General features: G+C 46.0%; 17 protein-coding genes. 12 read left to right on the top strand and 5 right to left on the bottom strand.

Annotation, left to right across the window (positions count from 1 at the left end):
* Nucleotides 1-2: 2 nt before the first annotated feature.
* The 3 genes from B160_RS0109895 to B160_RS0109880 all read left to right on the top strand — a co-directional run bounded on the left by B160_RS0109895 (nucleotide 3) and on the right by B160_RS0109880 (nucleotide 2688).
* Entirely contained in the window at nucleotides 3-1022 is a 1020-nt protein-coding gene (locus B160_RS0109895; RefSeq protein ID WP_018627754.1) for an MlaD family protein, read from the top strand.
* Nucleotides 1023-1567: 545 nt separating this feature from the next.
* Nucleotides 1568-1885, top strand: a complete 318-nt coding sequence (locus tag B160_RS0109885) for a hypothetical protein (RefSeq protein WP_018627752.1) — start codon at nucleotides 1568-1570, stop codon at nucleotides 1883-1885.
* A gap of 89 nt (nucleotides 1886-1974) precedes the next feature.
* A complete protein-coding gene (locus B160_RS0109880; RefSeq protein WP_018627751.1) occupies nucleotides 1975-2688 on the top strand; it encodes a hypothetical protein in 714 nt (237 codons plus the stop codon).
* A gap of 454 nt (nucleotides 2689-3142) precedes the next feature.
* Here B160_RS0109880 and B160_RS31605 read toward each other — a convergent pair whose 3' ends face one another.
* The 3 genes from B160_RS31605 to B160_RS0109855 form a co-directional block, all read right to left on the bottom strand.
* Nucleotides 3143-3400: a hypothetical protein gene (locus B160_RS31605; RefSeq protein ID WP_157557986.1), complete on the bottom strand. Its 258-nt coding sequence runs from the start codon at nucleotides 3398-3400 to the stop codon at nucleotides 3143-3145.
* Between the two features lie 776 nt (nucleotides 3401-4176).
* Nucleotides 4177-5337, bottom strand: coding sequence for a C1 family peptidase (locus B160_RS0109865; protein WP_018627748.1), 1161 nt, complete (start codon nucleotides 5335-5337; stop codon nucleotides 4177-4179).
* Nucleotides 5338-5452: 115 nt separating this feature from the next.
* Entirely contained in the window at nucleotides 5453-5794 is a 342-nt protein-coding gene (locus B160_RS0109855) for a hypothetical protein (protein ID WP_157557985.1), read from the bottom strand.
* A gap of 47 nt (nucleotides 5795-5841) precedes the next feature.
* On the opposite strand from B160_RS0109855, the gene B160_RS0109850 reads away from it, so the two are divergent.
* The 9 genes from B160_RS0109850 (at nucleotide 5842) to B160_RS0109810 (ending at nucleotide 16601) form a co-directional block, all read left to right on the top strand.
* A complete protein-coding gene (locus B160_RS0109850) occupies nucleotides 5842-6375 on the top strand; it encodes a sigma-70 family RNA polymerase sigma factor (RefSeq protein ID WP_018627745.1) in 534 nt (177 codons plus the stop codon).
* Between the two features lie 163 nt (nucleotides 6376-6538).
* Nucleotides 6539-9664, top strand: a complete 3126-nt coding sequence (locus B160_RS0109845; RefSeq protein WP_018627744.1) for a SusC/RagA family TonB-linked outer membrane protein — start codon at nucleotides 6539-6541, stop codon at nucleotides 9662-9664.
* 5 nt (nucleotides 9665-9669) lie between these two features.
* Nucleotides 9670-11169: a RagB/SusD family nutrient uptake outer membrane protein gene (locus B160_RS0109840; RefSeq protein ID WP_026309669.1), complete on the top strand. Its 1500-nt coding sequence runs from the start codon at nucleotides 9670-9672 to the stop codon at nucleotides 11167-11169.
* 12 nt (nucleotides 11170-11181) lie between these two features.
* Entirely contained in the window at nucleotides 11182-11817 is a 636-nt protein-coding gene (locus B160_RS0109835; RefSeq protein ID WP_018627742.1) for a BACON domain-containing protein, read from the top strand.
* A 238-nt stretch (nucleotides 11818-12055) separates the two neighbouring features.
* Nucleotides 12056-12346 carry a hypothetical protein gene (locus B160_RS0109830; RefSeq protein WP_157557984.1) on the top strand — a complete coding sequence of 97 codons (291 nt, stop codon included), beginning with the start codon at nucleotides 12056-12058 and terminating at the stop codon, nucleotides 12344-12346.
* A complete protein-coding gene (locus B160_RS0109825; protein WP_018627740.1) occupies nucleotides 12327-12530 on the top strand; it encodes a hypothetical protein in 204 nt (67 codons plus the stop codon). The genes B160_RS0109830 and B160_RS0109825 overlap by 20 nt, the downstream gene beginning before the upstream one ends.
* Before the next feature lie 119 nt (nucleotides 12531-12649).
* Nucleotides 12650-13492 carry an exonuclease/endonuclease/phosphatase family protein gene (locus B160_RS0109820; RefSeq protein WP_018627739.1) on the top strand — a complete coding sequence of 281 codons (843 nt, stop codon included), beginning with the start codon at nucleotides 12650-12652 and terminating at the stop codon, nucleotides 13490-13492.
* A 34-nt stretch (nucleotides 13493-13526) separates the two neighbouring features.
* Complete coding sequence (locus B160_RS0109815; RefSeq protein ID WP_018627738.1) at nucleotides 13527-14591, top strand: FecR family protein; 1065 nt, start codon at nucleotides 13527-13529, stop codon at nucleotides 14589-14591.
* Nucleotides 14592-14864: 273 nt separating this feature from the next.
* Complete coding sequence (locus B160_RS0109810; RefSeq protein ID WP_018627737.1) at nucleotides 14865-16601, top strand: NHL repeat-containing protein; 1737 nt, start codon at nucleotides 14865-14867, stop codon at nucleotides 16599-16601.
* 1005 nt (nucleotides 16602-17606) lie between these two features.
* Here the strand turns inward: B160_RS0109810 and B160_RS0109785 are convergent.
* A complete protein-coding gene (locus tag B160_RS0109785) occupies nucleotides 17607-18272 on the bottom strand; it encodes a DNA-binding transcriptional response regulator (RefSeq protein WP_018627733.1) in 666 nt (221 codons plus the stop codon).
* Nucleotides 18273-18278: 6 nt separating this feature from the next.
* Nucleotides 18279-19922, bottom strand: coding sequence for a tetratricopeptide repeat-containing sensor histidine kinase (locus B160_RS0109780; protein WP_018627732.1), 1644 nt, complete (start codon nucleotides 19920-19922; stop codon nucleotides 18279-18281).
* Nucleotides 19923-19964: the final 42 nt, after the last annotated feature.

Raw genomic sequence — 19964 nt, 5'->3', positions numbered from 1 at the left:
ATATGAAAACAGCTGATTCAAGAAGGGCGACTACTGTAGGCATTTTTATTATTTTAGGGCTGATCATTTTTGCTACCGCCATCCTGATTTTGGGCGGACAAAAGAAGGCATTCATACAATCGGTGCAGATAAAAGCCATCTTTCATGATGTGGGTGGTCTTTCCAGGGGTAATAATATCTGGTATTCCGGTGTAAAAGTGGGGACCATCAAAAAGATCACCTTTATGGATCTCAGCCGGATCGAGGTGCTGATGAATATCGATAAGAATGCCCGCCCGTTTATTCACAAAGATGTGAGGGCGCGGATAAGCGCCGACGGACTGGTAGGCAATAAGATCATCGCTCTCGATGGCGGCACCGCTCAAACCGCACCTATCGAAGACGGAGACGTAATCATCGTGGAACCCAGCATCAGTACGGATGAAATCATGAATACGCTCCAGGTAAACAATAAGAACCTGGTGGCCATTACCGGTAATCTCAAAGACATCATGGAAAATCTTGTTGCGGGGAAAGGCTCACTGGGGAAATTGATGAAAGATTCATCCGTTTACGAGCAGCTGGATCGGACACTGGCGATCCTGCATAAAACAGCCGGCAATACCCAACAGTTCACCAGGGACCTTACGGGATACACCGCCAGATTGCAACGTCCGGGTGTACTGGCCAATGACCTTGTAAGTGACACCGTTGTATTCAGCAGACTCAGAAATACCGCCACCCAGTTACAGGAAGTAGCGACGCGGGCAAACCAGGTGGCACACGATCTTCAGTCGGTAACTACGGATGTCAAAGGCCGTCTTAACAGTGACGAATCGCCAGCCGGTGTGCTGCTGAATGATTCTGTTACAGCCCGGCAGTTGCAACAAACGATTCGGAACCTGGAAAGCAGTACCGGCAAACTGGATGAGAATATGGAAGCAGTGCGGCACAATTTCCTGTTCCGGGGCTATTTCAGACGACAGGAAAAACAACGCAAAAAGGAAGAAAAAAAGCAGCAAAAAGAACTGCAACGGCAATAGGGACGTATATAACAACAATATAACTGTTGGTGCCCTTGCCGGCATACGGGGCTACCCAAACAGGGGAGTGCATTATTTAGGCTGGATTGTAGCCGCTCCTTCTATGGGAAGATCAGACGCCGGCATATCAGCGCTTCCGGCAAAAAAGGTGCGATACCCCTAAGCGCATTCTGTCTCATGTGCTAATTGATCGATTGTGGAAGCGGCCGAAATATGCAGATTACATCTTTTTGGCGGAGCAATTTAAATGCTCCCGCGAACTGAAAGGGTACGCAATTAGAGCGTATGCAAGAAGTTGTGGTTGGAAGGACTATTACATGGTTATTGGATTCAGAATCGACGAAAGCCATAGGAGTAAAATAAAAGTGATGCAAAAGGATCGCATTCTTTATCCTTTGGCAATGCTAATGAAAATCACAAAAAGCAATATTAATCTGTACTTTCTTCACAGGTTTTTTTGCTGAACAAGCGGGAAATATTTTGAAATGCAAAGTGCGCGCATTAACTTTGTATTCCAAAGTACTTTTGAACACAAAAATTAATATATGAAAATTTCATTAAAAAAGTTTGTCATTATCTTTCTCGTTTCAGCGTTTGTCTTTCAAGGGATTACTAATTTAATTTTGATGCCCGTAAACGGCGATTGGTTTCCTGGGATGGATTCACCGGTAGCCTGGAAGCGTACTTTAGCCAACATTGTATACCCCGTCAAAATTGTTTTAGTAGGACCCTTGGCGCCAATATTCAACGATCCCGACCCAGCTCCACCCATTCGGGTGCTTGTCTGCGCTGCGTACTGGACTGTCATAGCATTGGTTATCTATTATCTTATCCGTATCATAAAGGTTCGCAAAAAAACATAAATTTTAACGGACGGTGTATTACACTACGCATTTCGGCGGTTGAAGCAACTTCTAGAAAGGATTCGGTACTACACAATTCATATGCAGTTATGAACGGGATTGAAAAAATATACCACGAAGCAAAGTCTGACAAATGGTTTCAGGGGTTCGCACTTTTTTGTCGTATTGGATTGGCTGCGAGTTTCTTTCCGACAGGTTTAGTTAAAATCATGGGCCAGCGTTTCGCTGAAGGATTGCCGGCTAATAACCCGTTAGGGCATTATTTTGATGCACTATATTTGACCGGCTATTATTATACATTTATTGGCATAACTCAAATTATTATTGCAATATTAATTCTGATTCCCAGAACTTCTTTTCTCGGTGTGCTCATGTATTTCCCTATGATAGTAAATATATGTGTGCTCACGTATGCTACACGATTTGCGGGCACCCGGGCCTGTACTATGTTGTTGTTAGCCTGTTTATTTTTATTAATTTGGAATTATGACCGTTTAAAATATCTTTCACCATACAGGCAGCCCAAAGTTGAACCATATGTATTAAAAAAGCCCTTTGGATTTCGTCTTCGGGTTATATTCTTTGGATCTTGTGTAGCACTCCTGGCTTTTGTAATAATCGGTACTTCGTATTTATGGGAGATTGGACCGGGCAACTCTGAAGCGGAGTGTAGAAATCAATGTGATAAAAATCCCGGAGCTTGCGAGTTTTGTGATTGCATTTATAAAGAAGGCAAGCCATTAGATAGCTGCCTGGCAGCTTTTAACAGGGCAAAAGATATTCGTAAATCAAATGGAAGATAGCCAGACGACAACTCCTCTGCTGTTTGAAATAAACATAATACAACATATAAAATAAGCTGCTCTTTGAGACAGAGGGGAATGTTATGGATTGGAAAACGAAAATTCCTCAATAATAGAGCATCTTAACTTCAGGGATGTATCCGCGATTGGCGTACATAGAAAGATCCCGAATGGTTTTATTTGGGTAGCCAGGGACGTAAGGGCCTTTCTCGACAAAGGGATTAGAAAAGGAAATACAGTAGGTGAATAATATTGACGATTTGCTTTCGGAAAAAGATTTTTTGGGACAGTGAACATTTTGAGAATTTCTGCCAGTATTTATTTCACTTTCAGGCCTGGTTTTACCACAACTGATTCGCCGATTGCCTTCTGTCGATAAAGAAGACCTGAATTCTTTTCTACAAATTTTCGGAAAATATCCTTTTGCCTACATGGGAGCCGTCAACCATCCAACCTACTCTACCTGCATTTTGTTGGGTGTCTGGTACTTTGTGGGCGGTTCAAAAAAACTCATCCTGGAATTCCCGGAAAGAAAGGGTACGATCTTTTTAACCAGCTCCGTTGGGGTGGTTTCAATGGCTACAATTTCGTTGAACAAAAATAAAGCTGGAACTTTGTTGTTATGATTGATGATCTTGATCTGACGGAGCTTCGAAAGTCGCGGCGCATTGGGTATTATTTCCGTTATCCATTGCATCGCGATAGTTTTCATGACCTCAAAATTAAGCAGCGTCTTTACGGACATTATACGGCAAAACCACTGTATGGTCATTTTACTCCGGATGGCCTGGTCGACAAATCGGCGGGATTCAATGGTGATGTGGCGGTCCTTTTTGTACCATTAGAGGCCAGGGCTCCGGATGATGTGGAATTGTTCATTTCCCACACAATACCAAAGGATATAATATTGTCTACCGGGAAGCGCAATTGGAGAAAGATTAACGCGATTGCTGTGGAATCGATAACAAAACGATTGGAAGAAAGATGAAATAGTGGAGCTTGCCACCGCCTGGGTCAGAAATTATTGTTCCGGAAAGATTTGTCTTCCAACCCAACCGCTTGACCGGTGACACAATACGGCGCTGTTTTACCAATAAACCGGACAGCAACATACACATTTTAGGATATTCCCTCTTTCTATTGGTGTGCACATGCGTACTATCGAATAGACATTGAAATACTACCGAATGTTGCTTTGATTTTTCTATTCCTTATAGCCCCGGATTCAATGCTGCTAAAATATGGTGCTATATCAAAGACCGGATTAGTATGATCGGCTTCAAGGACATTGAACAATTACAACAGTAACGCTCAACAATCATCCAACATATCGATCCGAGCCGTATAAAATATGTTTCAGGACACGGTGGTCAGTTCAATTATGTTCGATTCGAATTTAAATTGACTGATGTATGCATAAAGTATTAGTAGACCCTTTTTGTGCAGGCGACCGGAATGTATTTTCCCGGGAGAACCTGCAACGAAAATTTAGAACTTAACCGTATTTAGAAAGACGGAAAGCTTTTGTACGGTTTGCTTTGTCAGACCCTGTTTATGTAATAACACTGAAATTCCTTTCATTCTTATATAGGGGATGCTGAGATACAGGTAGCCATGCCTGCCGGCTTTTGGACCCCAGGAGTTTTTACACTTATAATAAATGTTGCCTTGCTGATCCTTTGCCTTTCCTACGATATGTACCAGATGATCATCGGTGGTCTCAAAGTTTTCAAACGCATCCTGGCGCATTTTCTGGGTGATTTTCTTTTCCGGCAATATGTCGTACAGGATGCGTTTATTGTCCCCGGGATCTTCAGGAATCACTCCCAGCTCTGATGTAAAGGTAGGCTCAGTGCCATCCAGATCCAGCGCTAATGAGTACCCCGCGTCAATCGCATGATTGATGTTGTCGATGAATTCGTCTAAAGGCAGATTCTGATATTTCTGATCTGCCCAGTTGGCGGGAATACTCAATACAAACGGTTTGTAAAAAGGAACATGGGTAAATGAAGTGATGGTGATGTAATCGTCAGGGTTTAGCTTCGTATAAGCCAGGAAGCTTTTTGCGGTATAGGTATTACCGTTATATTGGAAAGAGTCCGGTACGCCGCCCATATATTTATCCATTATATGGGGTACTTCCTGCTTCCAGGCGACACCCCGTTTATTCGCAGGGCTTGCATATCTTTTTACCGAATCTTCCAGTTCCGCAAACATTTTAAAATGATTGTGCCGGGTCTGACCGTTGATAAGTCCGGTATAGGCAGATTCCGGAAGGATCCCAAAGAATGCCGCCGTAATAAGGGGATCATGATTAAGCCCACCTTCGGTAAAACGGGCCGTGCCTTGCCGCAGGATGTAATTCCGGGCCTTTAACAGATAGGCGCCCCGGACAAAAAACATTTCAGACAACTTTATTTTTTCGCCCTTGAGACGTATGATTTCGGTCTCCAGAAACGAAGCTGTGGAAAAGCTCCAGCAGGTTCCCGAGCTGTTCTGATCCGTAACCGGTAAGGCCGGCATTTCTTTGATACTCGTAAAGACGTATTTACTTGCCGGTGCCTCCGGCGCTGCCGGCTTTTTTGATTTTTGGTGGCATGCCAGCAGGCAGATGCAGAAAGCGAAGCAGGCTATTTGATTTTTGTTCATAAGATGGGTTATTTTATTCATCCTCTTCGGGGTGGTGAACATTACCTGACACCAAAGGAAAGAGGATGGATCGGCAAAACAAACAAGCCGTCGGTGAACGGCGGTTTCTATTGGATCAAATAACAGTTACCGGGGGCGCAGTGCAAGCAATGTTGTGCTTGTCCGGAAGACCTGCCTTTGGTTCCGATATACCGCCGGTCATAGAGCCGGAAGCATTTTTGTGTCCGGAGATCGGATCGAAAGGATGCACGGGAAGCAGCCTTCTGGTACTGCAGATCCCGTACAAAAAGAAGATCTTGTAACTCTTACGTACAAAGAGGATGATAAAGAATTCAGAAGCACCCATATTAATAATGAACATTTGAGATCCTGCAAGCTGCCACCCGGGGATCCGTGTGATGGTTGCCTCATGATCTGATGGAATGACAATAGAGTTTTTGTGGCATCGCTTAACCATAATTTAACCTGGCATTTTTCGTGGTTTAGTAACTTGCGGCCCGTATTATGGATTATGTTTCAGAGATAAAACGAGGAAACAAACTTATTTTTGAAGAAGTATATCATAAATATCATAATAGATTTTATTTCTATGTGCTAAGAAATACAGCTTCAGACGATCTGGCAGAAGAGGTTGTCCAGATGAGTTTTGTTAAGGTGTGGGAAAAAAGATCGGAACTATCCTCTTCGTTTCCGATAGAAGTGCAGATTGCAAGAATTGCCCGGTCTGTTCTGATAGACATATTGCGCAGAAAAGCGATTGAGCGCAGCGCCCTCGATGCCATAAAACAAAATGCTGATGCTGTTATTGCCCGCGACCCGGCCGCTGATAAACAACTGGTTGAAAAAGTACAGGAAGCGATCGAAAGCCTGCCTCCCCAATGCAAAAAGATCTTCATCCTTAGCCGTGAAGGAGGCCTTACCCACCTGCAAATAGCAGATCATTTATCTGTTTCGCCCAAAACGGTTGAAAACCATATCTCAAAAGCACTAAAAGTAGTAAGAAAAGCGGCCGCGCTCTGCTTTATCATGGGTCTGTGAGCCTTATTGAATTATCAAATTGTTAACGGATAGGGGTAAACGCATTCTTGTTCGAATCTTCTGTGTCATTCCCGGTATAAAGTGCCCTTACCAAGATAAGATGGTGGGCATACAGGGCATAACAAGGTTATGGACCAGCCGGACTTATTAAATTTTGCAGAAGATGAAAATACAAAAAATGTTATTCAGAACACTGTTTACTTTTTTTTCCCTGGCCGTTGCTTTGAACGCTGCAGCGCAGTCTGCCCAAGTAAAGGGTACGGTTCTGGATGAACAGGGAAACCCGCTTGAAATGGTTTCCGTTGTGGCCCGGCAGGGAAGGGCGGATATGGCCTCAACACTCACCAATAAGGAAGGCTCCTTTAGCCTGGACAACCTGAATCAGGACGGGACCTATGACCTTTACTGCAGCTATGTGGGTTATGAAACCTATATTGAAAAAAATGTAGTGCTGAAAAAGACCCAGAGTGCATTATTGGTACGGCTGGTAAACAAAACCGGCGATCTTGAGAAGGTGGAAGTAGTGGCGGTGGGCTACGGCAGCGTAAGGAAACGTGATCTTACCGGCGCCGTTTCCTCCGTTAAAGTACAGGACCTCGAGAACATACCCGTTCCGCGTGTAGACCAGATGCTTGCGGGAAGGATCGCCGGAGCGGAATTCATGTCTACAGATGGAGCCCCCGGCTCTGGTACCACCGTTCGGATACGCGGAACAAGATCTATTTCGGCTGACAATGAGCCTTTATACGTTGTAGACGGAGTGATGGATGGTATCAATAATCTGAACGACCTGAATCCCTCGGATATTGCCAGCATCAGTGTATTGAAGGATGCGTCTTCTACTGCCATCTATGGTTCCCGTGGTGCCAACGGTGTCATTATCATCACCACGAAAAGTGGCATTAGCAAAAACGGCAAAACAGATTTTACGGTAAGAACATCCCAGGGCTTTGCAAAAATGGCGGGGTACCTCGACCTGATGGATGCTACTGAATTTGCGCAGCTGATCAACGACCGTTACTATTATGCCAGTGCGGCCAACCGGACAAAACCACTTGAGGATTACCCCTATCCTGACCCCCTTTCACTTGGCGGGGGCTCCGACTGGCAGCACGCTCTTACCCGCAGTGCGCCTTTTTCCAATTATTCATTAGCCGTTTCGGGCGGCAATAAGAACACCAGGTTCTTTATTTCGGGCGGCTACGACAAAATTGCCGGGGTTATTCTCGGCAGCGAATTCAAACGCTACCAGTTTCGTACGAACCTCGATCAGACATTGAGCAAATACGCTAAAGCCGGTATCCGTATAGCGTACTCCAACAGCACACAGGAGCAGCCAATGCGTTACTTAGGCGCCTATAACAACTGGAGCGTATCTTTTGTATCGGTAGCTCCCGTGGTTCCGATCTATAACCCCGATGGCACGCTGAACAGCTGGAACTCACAAAACTATTCAGGAGGGGTATCCGACCTGCCTTTGTTTGATGCGACACTGCGAAAGAATACAACGCAAACAGGAACGCTTACTTCCATGGTGTATGTTGATATAACACCGATTAAAAACGTCATGGCACATGCCTCAATTTCTTATTCCAAATATGATATCAATAACAATGCGCTGGTTCCGTCTACCATGCCCAGCCGTGCCACCGCAGGGAATGCTACTTCTAAAAGCATCAATCAAAATGACAACCTGCTGAATGAAAATACGGTTACCTACAAGAACACATTCGGAACCGGACATAATTTCGAGGCAATGTATGGGTTCACCGTACAGATGCGGAATTTCTACCGGGTTTCCATAAGTGGCAGTGGTTATTACAGCGATGAGACGGCGCTTTGGGATATCGGTTCCATACCGGATAAACAGAAGCTTAACGTAAGCGGTGCAAAAGAATTACAAACGCGCGTATCGCACCTCGCCCGCCTTAATTATAATTATGCACGGAAATATTACCTGACGGCTACTTTGCGCAGGGATGGAGCCTCCAACTTTGCTGCCAACAACAAATGGGCTTATTTTCCATCAGCAGCTGTCCGGTGGAATGTGTTGAACGAAAACTTTATGAAAAACTCCGGCCTGAGTGATTTTGCGGTTCGCCTCAGCGCGGGTACATCGGGTAACGACGCCATTTCGCGCTACCAGTCGCTCAGCCGCCTGAGTGCTACCACATCCGGGTATTTGTTCGGGGGAGCACAGCCTGTAGCGTTTTATCCTTCGGGTATTGCCAATGCCGGTTTAAAATGGGAAAAGACCACCACCTATAACGCAGGGCTTGACCTTTCCTTATTCCGTAAACGCCTTGAAGTCACACTCGATGCCTATAAGAGCAATACTTCGGATCTCCTGCTGAGTGTGCAGATGCCTACGCAAACGGGTTTTTCTTCCAGATTGATGAACTTTGGTAAAACCTCCAATAAGGGAATTGAGCTGACCATTAATTATGATGTAATACGAAAAAGTGATTTTGGCTGGTCTGCCAGCTTTACTGCTGCACATAACCAACAAATGGTAGACGACATCGGCCTGGTTGGAAGAGTGGTTACCAATACCTATACCTATGGCGCGCAATACATGATCAATGGCTACCAGGCGGGCTACCCGCTAAATGCTATTTACGGTTTTGAGTATGGAGGTGTGTGGAAAAACCAGGATGAGATTATCCAAAATCAGATCGATAAGAAATATGTATCGGCTTCAGCAGCATATTTGGTTCCGGGGCGCCAGCGTTATATTGATCAGAATAACGATGGGTTAATGAATAGTGATGATATGATAATGCTGGGGGATGCTGATCCGGACCTGTATGGCGGTTTGCAAAACACATTCCGGTATAAAAATGCATTTCTTTCGATTTTCTTCAACTATTCTGTGGGAGGCGATATGTATTATCCCGGGGGGATGTTCAATATGACGGGGGTGTACCTCAATAACCAGCAGGAGCTTATGGTAAACCGGTATCACGAGGTGCGCAATCCTGATTCAGACATTCCCAGGACCGATTCTAAAGATGATATCCCCAATGACCGGTTTGTATATGATGCAAGCTTCTTTCGTTTAAAAGCGGCGTCCATCGGATACACGTTTGATCTTACAAAATTAACAGCATCAAAGCTCAGATCATTGGCGCTTTCATTGAACGGAAATAACCTGTTGCTATTGAAGAATTATATCGGGTACGATCCGGAAGTGAATACAAGCGGCACTTCTTCTACACTGCGCCGTGTAGATAACGGATCATTTCCTCCGAACAGAACAATCACTTTTACTGCTGAATTAAAATTCTAATGGACATGAAACAAATAAAAATATATGCACTCGCCGGCCTGGCAATCGTAGGCCTTACCATTGGGAGTTGTACGAAATTTTTGGAAGAAAAACCACAGAGCTTTCTCAATTCGGATAACTTTTATCAAACAGAAGCGCAGGCACTATCTGCTGTAAACGCCTGCTACCTTAAGCTATATAATATATATAGAGGCGATTTGATGATGGCAACGGAATATACCAGCGACCTGTCCTATCTGACGAACGGCGGTGTAGACCAGTCCTTCGGCATGTCTCCCTCCAACCCCGGAGTGGGCGACGGCATCTGGACCTCGGCCTATAACGGCATCATGGTTTGTAATGCTACCATTGCCGGTATTCAGCATTCTGCCTCGATTGCGGAGGAAAAGAAGCCTGCTTTAATTGGAGAAGCCGCAATTATGCGTGCACTGTATTATTATATACTTACCTGTATGTTTGGCGACGTGCCTTACTATACAAGTGATGCAAGCGCCAGTTTCGATGCATTAATGGAAGTAGCGCAAATGGGCCGCATGTCGGCAGTCGTTATCAGGGATAGCCTGATTGCCGACCTTCATAAATGGGCGCCCGTTATGCCGCAAACAAAAAGTTCATCTATTGCCGATAACAGGATCGGAGCGCCACTGGCCTATATGCTGATCGGTAAAATGGCCCTCTGGAATAAAAAATGGGATGTATGTATTGACGCGATGCAAAAGTTGAAAGACATTTATGGAGCGCTCTCCCAATACGCACTGACGGACACCTGGTTTCGCAACAGGAATAAAGCGGAATCTATTTTTGAAGTACAATATTCGGGGACCATAAAAATCAGCAATGTGGCTACCCAGATGACCCCGGCGCGGGCTTCAGGAGCCGTTTATGATGGGGTTACCATTACACAGCTCGGCACGACCACCACTACTTTTACCGCGGCAACACCCACGGATTATCTTATGTCTTTGTATAATGACACCGATCCGAGAAAGAATACTACACTGGCCTATACCTACGAGGGCGTATGGTTCAACAGGCCCAAGTCTAACAATTTTACGGGAAAACCCTGGCCCGGACCCAAGTTCTGGTGCCCGAACATGAGCCTGCAACAGGATAATAATAACCAGAAGGTTTTCCGGTTTGCTGATGCCTTGCTGATGTTAGCAGAGGCGGCCAACGAAATGAACGACCCTGCTACGGCCATGGATGCCATCAACCAGGTAAAGGCAAGGGCGAACACCGGCTTTGTGCTTGCGGCGTATCCGGGTAAGGATGCGTTCCGGGAAGAGCTGAAAAAAGAACGTGCAAGGGAATTGTTTGGAGAATATGGCCGTAAATGGGACCTGGTACGCTGGGGCGATTTCTATACCCGTGTAAGCGCCACTGCTGCGGCCGAGGTAGATGCCATCCAGACGAATCTGAGACCTTACCACGAATATTACCCGGTACCACAAACAGAGGTTGACCGCTCAGGGGGAATATTAACCAATGATGCCTATAATCAATAAAAATTTAAGACTATGAATCGATTCATATTATTCTTCGCTTTTTTGACGCTGCTGTTTGCCGGGTGTGAAAAAGAGGATACCGTCTTTAATACGGACCTGGGTCTTGACTCAAGATTTGTTATCCTCAATGCTCCGGCGGACACGACCAGGATCGTTGTCTATTCAGATCATAAATGGACCATGGAAAATCGGGAAGATGCCCCCTGGATCATGATCCGGAAGGGATCCGGTGATGGAACCGGGTACGCGATCGTTTCAGTATCGGACAATATTTCTGATTATCCGCGCGCCACCACGCTTCTTTTTAAAGCGGGAGGTAAAACGGATACCCTTAAATTGGGACAAAGAGGTGTTATTACGCCCGCGCTGACCATTGCGGCCACATCGGTAGCGGTTCCCGCCGCAGGCGGTCCTGTTGAAACTTCCATCAACACCAAATTTTCCCTGGATGTGATAAACGTAGCCTACACCTATAACGCCGGTAGCAACTGGATCTCCGGTCCTCAGATAGCCGACGGCAAAATATCTTTTGGCGTGGCAGCAAATGAAACGACCGAAGCGCGATCCGGGAAGATTTATCTCAGCTATACGGATATACTGGGAACCAATCTCAGGGACTCGCTGACCGTGAACCAGGCCCGGCCATAGTTTTTTTGCCTGTTGTTTATCCAGGGGCATCGGAATTTCCGGCCTGCAATAGTGTATTAAGGCGGATCAGAAGTTGCTACGGGGGAGGTGCAAAGGCTCTTTACGCAACACCCGGTGGCAATCTTTTAGGTCGGATCTTTAAAGTGCGGCGGGGAGGATCCATCCCTGTGGCATTCAACAGGTATTACCGGTAATAAAACCTGGGATGACTCCCGGTCTCAATTTGGAATAAATGATTATGATAAAGCGATATTGTTTTCTGGTTACAGTTATGGTATGCAGCGGGCTGTTTGGTCTGAAGGCAAAAAGCCAGCTGGCGCCACCACGATTGCATTTGGGGTTTTCCATCGGGATTAATAAGATCACCCCGGAATTATTGTCTAAGGCGAGGGCCAACGGCATCGATTATATTGAAACCAGCTTAAATGCGTATGTAGATTCAGCCCGCAACTTTCGCTTTACGGATACGGAGATTATAAGCAATATAAAAGCAGCCAAAAAAGCGCCAGATGATTCGATCGGCAATTGAACTGAATAAGGCAGTTAAGGCGATGAGCGCCCGTTTAAAAACACTACACGTTGCGGATGGTACCGACAAGGCTGAAAATCATTTTTTCCCATGCAGCGGAGAGGGACATAACGACTGGGTAGCGATACTGATGGCACTGAATGCAGTAGGGCATAACGGCCCGTTCATGTATGAATCCAAGTAGAGGGATGTAAGTGATTTTAAACCTTGTTATGAAAGCTTGTACCAGTCTTTTGTACGGGCACTCGGCGTGGATAGTAAATAATAATGATTTATTTTGTTACAATATTTATTTAAAAGGATATGAGAAAGAAACTGATTTTTACACTGGCTGGGTTGCTATATCTATCGGGCGCGATGGCACAATCCGAAAACGGCCTTCCTGTTAAATTAAGAGTAGGAACCTACAATGTGGGGCATTTTAACCAGGGTATGAAAGGCGGACTTGAAGTGAGAGGGAAAGCTCAATATCCCGCAGATAAAGAGGTGACAGGAAAGTATATAAGACAGGAACTGCTGAGCTGGAGAAACTGGATAGGCGAGCAGAGCCTTGATCTGCTGGCTGTTCAGGAATGGAACAGGTACTTTGACCAGGATAGTACATTCAAAGCGGCAGATGAGCTTTTAAAACCGTACTATAATAATATTTATTTTGGAGATGAACATACCTGGATCTATAACGGCATTGCTACCAATTATCGCTTGTCCAACCTTCGTCAAAAGTATTGGTTTGGGGATTATTATGCCCTGATCGGCGATCTGAAGATCGGGAATAAGACAATCCAGGTTATTTCCACGCATATACCCTGGCAGGTGAAGGGGCATGCTGCAGCACTGGATTCTATTATTGCAACGCTGAAAAAATATAAATATTTCATCTGCTTTGGGGATACCAATTCCTCGGATGCAGAGATATTACGCTTTCCGGCTGCGGGGTTCAATATTGCCAACGGTGGAGCACAGGGCTGGTTTGTAACGGCTTCCGGAGGCGTTAAGCTGGATCGTATGAAAGATGGCCCCAACCGCCATATTGATAATATTATTACCAGCAAGAATATTAAGATCATGAATGTTTCCGCTCCATATACCAAACTAAATGATATGGACCACCTGCCGGTTACAGCGGATATCATTATAACTGAGTAGCAGCAAAAACATTTTATCAAAAGCTCCGTGTTACATGAAGCCCGGTAAAGACTTAATAGAACGGTTTTTTAAAAACCAATGTACAGATGCGGAGGCCGTGGCCGTTGATCGGTTCTTTAGAGAAAATCCCGGCGAGTTGGAGCAGTATCTTCCGGTAAAAGCGTGGCTCACCAGCCCTGAAAAGCAATTGAGCACAACTGTGAGCGACAGGATATTGCAGCACATCAGGGAAAAATACAGGAAAAAAAAACCAGTCTCAATAGCAGAAGTGCTGCGATACACTGCTGCGGCTGCAGTGATCGGCCTGCTAGTTTGGACGGGCTTAAAGCGCCTGATGGATACATCAGCACGGGGAAAAGATGCAATGGCCCATACGAGCGTTGCCGGAGTGCTGAAAATGATAGAGAATAAAACGGGTAACGCGATGCGGATAGACCTGCCGGACCGATCAGTGGTTACCCTTTATCCCAACAGCCGGCTTCAATATCTGCCGTCGTTTGAAAAGAACAGCAGAGCACTCTATTTAAAAGGTAAGGCAGGATTTAAGGTGCATAAAGATAAAACGCGGCCTTTTACAGTATGTGCTTCCGGTATCGCTACAACGGCTTTGGGCACGCAGTTCCTGGTATCGGTTCTGGATGATCGGCGGGTATCGGTAATCCTGAAGGAAGGTATTGTAAAGGTATCGCCGCAGCACAGTAAGGATGAACACATGCATGTAGTGCTGCATCCGGGCGATCAGCTGATTGTAAACAACAGGCAGTTTCGTAATTATTTCCTGACGCATCCGGCAGCCTCGATCCCCGCCGTAAAGAAGAACGAAAAAAAGCCCGTATTACCGGCACCCGGGGATACGCTCACCAAAAAGGGCACAAGACTGGTATTTAAGAACCAGCCTTTAAAGGAAGTGTTCCGGCAAATTGAGGAAAAATTTGGAGTAACGATCGATCATAAAAATGCACCCGGTATCGGGGAAAAATTATTTACCGGTGTGTTTCTGGAAAGCGATGACCTGAAATTTATATGTGATCTTATTTGCAGATTGCATGATCTGCATTACAGCATTGAAGCGCATACCGTGATCGTCAGACCAAATTAACCTGCACATTTTTAATGATGTTTGGTGCTGCAAGAGCAAGTGTAAATATATAGTAAGCCCGGACAACCCGGAGACGGTGTTTCTTATTAATGATTTTACCCACCCAAATTGTTTCCGTTTTGGTTGCACCCTTGGCTCCATTCTGGAGCAGCCTCTTTTGAAATTATTCCCGACGGAATGCTGAAAACTTATTATTTTTGGCAGTCGCTCTGAACATGTAACCTCGTAAGACCGTATCAGGGTCATTTTTGTAAGCCTTCTAAAATTTAGTTTATGAGACGGAAATTTATATTTTTGGTCTTTCTCGTTGTTTTATTTTGTGTTCCCGTTTTTGTTATTGCCCAAACTGTTACCACTATAGAATCAGGCGGGTATTATACAGCGCTGACCAAAGACGCTTCAGGAAATATTTATACAACCCGCTATAATGCAGGATCCGACCGCTATGACCTTATTAAATATACGAATGGGGCCGGCAGCCCGCAGGTGATCCTTGGCGGGCTTCCATATGTATCGAACGGGTACCCCTGGGGAGTGGCGGTGGCTTCCAATGGCGATATATACGTGGCTTCCTATGCTGCTAACAATATCATTAAACTGCCCTATAACAGTTCGGCAGGTAGTTATGGAACGGCCACAACGTTGGTAAGTGGCAATTATTATTCTGCTTTGGTCATTGATGCGGCTGATAACCTTTATACGCTGGAATATGCATCGGCAACCAGCGACTATGCCATCGTAAAATACCCAGCGGGGAGCGCCGCGGGCACGCAGTTATACCACGGACTTGTCGTCGACTCCGGATATCAGGTGCCTACCGGGCTGGCTTTTGCCCCTAATGGGGATATTTATGTAACGGATGGTTTTAATAGCAATGCCGGCGATTTAGGTGCAGTGTATCATTTTACGGAGTCCAGCAATTATACGGCTCACACAACCATTTCTTCAAATAAATATTCCTCATCTGTTGCACTGGATCCTCAGGGTAATCTGTATGTTGCGGAATATAACGGATCCACATATGTCCTCAACCTGTACAGCGGAGGCGGGGGGACTCCTGTAAAAATTACCGACCTGGAGTTGGGGTCTGATTTTTATCCATGGGGCGTTGTAGCGCTAAACAGTAAAAACATTTATTTTGTTACCGGCAGCAGCGGCAGCGGTGGGGCATTAAAGCATCTCCTGACCATACCGGAGGTCCCTGCCAGCAATATCAGCTTCACGGGCACAACCGCAAGCAGTACCACCATCAGCTGGACCAATGGCAGTGGGGTACGCAGATCCGTGTTTATGAGGGCCGGTAGCACAGGAACCGCTTCTCCTGCAAACGGAACGGTCTATACGGCAAATACACTGTTTGGAAGCGGATCCCAGATCGGTTCCAGCGGATGGTTCTGTATCTATAGCGGTACCGGTAATACGGTAAATGTAACGGGACTGTCTGCTACAACGGGCTACCGGGTGATGGTCATTGAGGATAATGGAAGTAGTTATTACCAGGCGGCTACCGCCATCAATAACCCGGTAAATGTAACGACCACGGCGGCACTATCCGTAACCTTCGGACCCATCTCGGCGATCCTGGGCAGAGACGCCCTTAAAGTGCAGTGGACCACCGTTGCCGAAACAAATAATGATTACTTTGAAGTGCAGGCCTCGGTGAATGGCGAGGATTTTCAGACGCTCGGCCGGGTGTCTGCTAAAGCTGTTGACGGCGATGGCGCCGCTACCCGCCGCTATGCCTTTGAACAAAACCGGAATAAGCTTTCTCACGGATGGATGGTCGTACCCTTTATTGTATTGTTATTACTGCTTCCGGGGATGCTTTTGTCCAAACGAAGGAGCGCATTTATCTTTTTGCTGGGCTGCGTGATCGCAACAGGGTCCTGTACCAAAAGTGCGGAGATCGGTTATATGGAAAACCGGAAATTATACATCCGTATCGTATCGGTGGATCAGGAGGGGGTAAAAGAATATTCTAAGGTAGTTATTGCTAAAGAAGAGCTATAAGGCGCTCTTTAGCGCCATGGAAAACAGACAACAGGTCCGGCAGACGGCACCTGCACAGTTCAGGAAACGCTATGCCGGTGTGTGGCGGATTGTTTTTGACCGTTGGATTACCTGCAGCGCATATTATTGAGAATGCCTGATGGGCTGCTCTCATTTGTAACGCGTCCGGCGGGATTTTTATGCTCCGGTATTTACGGTTTGTTACCCCCGGCAACTTTCCTTATAATGATATTTTTCAACGGCGTGCTGTTACAGACCTGAACAACGGTAGCAGTACAATTTGTATGGAACATGCGCAGCGCAAGTAAAAGCAACATCGTTATTAAGGTGTTTTTCACAGGTATGGGCTAACGGCTGTGGCAAAACAGTGTGCCTGTTCCGCCGGTATATAGGATATTGGTTGCTGTTTTATGGAGCCCGCATCCGGCTGGCGTTATCGGGGTTTAAAAATGAACAGGATCGGTAACAGTGAAATACCGGTTAGTGAAAGGAACAGTACGCAACAGCCCGTTGTGGTTTTATGATACACCTTGTTATAAGCGGCCTGTTTGGGATTGGTTAACCATCCCCACCCTTTTGGCGCTTTCAACCCCAGTGAATGCCTGGCATACCGTTTCAAAGAGGCACGGGCGGCAATGCGCTTTTTTTAAGGAGGGCGTTCTGGATCCGAATTTCATTTTCCGCTATTTATTGTTATGGCATGGGCAGCAGCAATGATACGCCCGGTTTCTAATTGCAGGAAGCCACGCACGGACCGGACCTTGTGCTGGGTGATCGCGCTTGTTTTGCGCGGCTGTAAAAACATCGCATCGCTGGCTCATGGTACTGTTTTTTATGATGGATCCAAAAATAGAATGGCGAAACCGACCTTTTTTACGGATTTCCGTAAAAAGACGCGGCCGGTATTTTTTACAGGCAAATGGAGACGGCGGATACCCGCTGCCGGCGGAGCGGGTATCCGAGGCAACGGATCGTGTTACAGGAAGCAGATGCGGCTGGAAAAGATCATATGATCCCTTTGTCCTTGCAAAAGGCGATCAACTGCTCGTTCTTGGAGAAGTTGAATGCGTCTTTCATGATCTTAAGCCGTTTTTCAATACTGCTTAGGCCTGAAGGCCGGAGTTGCTTTCGCTGCAGGTATGCGGGAATGTCCTTTTGATGCATTCCCTTGGCCAGGCAGGAAACCAGGACAATATCCAGCGGGGTGAAATTGTGGGCATTTTTTTGCTTGAGCTGTTGCAGCTGCTGCCGCGGAAAGTGGCGCTGGTGCTGGCTGATCTGCTCTATTGCAAGCTTGAGCTCCTTGGCATCTCCCCTGCCTTTACAAACGTAACCATCGATCTCCTGTTGATCAAAGAGCGTTTTTATGGCTGCGGGCATACCGGTTACCGAAAATACCAGTACTTTCAGGTCGGGCTGTATCTCCCGGGCGGCCGCTATGAGCGCCGCTCCGCCGGAGAGCTTCTGTTTGCGGTGATCTTCTTCAAAATGGAGATCTGTAATGAGCAGATCATAGGACTGGCCCGCCTGTACGGCTTTCTGGATGCGCATCAGGGCATCGTCACAATAATATACGTAGTCGGGATCCGCGATGCCCAGCTCCTCCAGGGTTTTTTGTACAGAAAGGTTATAACTTTCATAGTCTTCGACGATAAGAATTTTTTTGATCATGTTGATTTAAGCAATTGGAATGTATAGTTGAATCTTCACCCCTTTTGATGTTTTCTTATCAAAAATAAGATGGCCGCCAACATGCTGGATACGGTTTTCCGTATTTGTTAATCCATTACCATAGGTTGAACCCGGGGCCATGCCGATGCCGTCGTCGGTATATTGCACGATCAACCGGCCGGCCTGCAGCTCAAATCTGAGGACCACGTTTTCTGCCGAACTGTGCTTTTTCATATTGGTCATCAGCTCCTGCAGGATGTGATCCAGCTCCTTTTTGACCTGCCGGGGCACTTTGTCCCACGTTTCCCGGTCATTGCCCACGATCGATACGCTGGTTGTTTCGGTGGCAAAGGATTCCAGCAGCCCAATGACCGATTTTTGAAAATCCTGGGTGACGGATTCCGGTTGTTCATAAGATATATTGCGCGAATGCTCATACAGGATTTCCATCTTATCAAGTAAGAGCTCTTTTTCGATTGTTTTTTGGTTCTCAATATCTGTCATTATCCGGTAAAGGCCGTTGGCAACAACATCGTGTACTTTCTGGGATGTTTTTAACCGCTGTTCGCGGATGGCCCGCTGTTTTTGCCGCCGGTACCAAAAGAGCGCTACCGCTGCGAGGAGGATGGTGCCCAGGAGGGCTGCCCGCTGAAGGAGGATGCGGAACCTTTTTTCCGCATTTTCTTTTTGCAGACTCAGGATCCGCATTTTGTTCTTTTCTACATCATAACGGATAAGCGCAAACTGGTTTTTGGCATTGTTCCGGCCGGTTTGCAGGCTGTCGTTTAAATACAGGTAACGGGCAAAGTATTTTTTTGCCGCATCTGCCGGACTCAGGGCAATTAATTTTTGCAGCGCTTCCACTTCGTCATCCGGGCTGCCAAGCCGCTGCGCTACCGCATACATATTGCCTGCATAGATCAGTGCGGAATCCGGGTGGAAGCGGGAGTAGTAATCGGACAGGTGGGCGTAACTGGCATTCAACCCCCATTCATTCTTTTCGTTTTTGTGGATCTGCAGGGCGGTCAGTAACTCGGGCGCGGCGTTGTAGCTGGGATCCTGCAGCCATTTGGCATTGGCCATATTGGATAAAATGCGGGCATATCTCTTTTTGTCTTCTTTTGTATCATCAATGATCGACCGGTAAATAGAAATGGCCGCTGCATATTGCTGCTTTTTCTGATAAGTAACTGCTTTATTGCTTAAAGCGATGATCCTGGTGTTATCATCTTTTATGAGCCGCAGGGCCTGGTCGTAGTACCCGATAGCGGCATCGTAATTTTTCAGATTGGAACTGGTACGGCCCAGCTCATTATAATTTGATAAAAGACAATAGCGGTCTTTTTCCTTTTGTTCATTCAGGTATCTTAAGGAGCGTAACAGATTCTCCTGGCTGCCGAAATAATCGCCGGCGTTGGATTGAATGATCGCCATATAAGTATATGCCATGGCAATCTGTATGCTGTCCGGGGAATTGACAGCCGCCCTGTTGAAATAATAAAAAGCTGAATCGCTTTTTGTTTTATAAAAGGACTCCCCTTTTTTATAATCATTGGTTGTAATAATGGGTATCGTTTTGCGTGAACGGTCGCATCTGAGGAAACAGAAGGCTGCAAGCAACAGCGGTAAAAGAAAGGATCGTTTTCCCAAAACAGCTTTTAGCCTAAAAGTAAAAAAAAAATGTACACTTCC

Origin of the sequence: Niabella aurantiaca DSM 17617, from assembly GCF_000374125.1 — a bacterium.
Classification (GTDB): Bacteria; Bacteroidota; Bacteroidia; order Chitinophagales; family Chitinophagaceae; genus Niabella; species Niabella aurantiaca.
The sequence above is the reverse complement of the archived record's forward strand: the minus strand, read 5'-3'. Positions and strand labels throughout refer to the sequence as shown.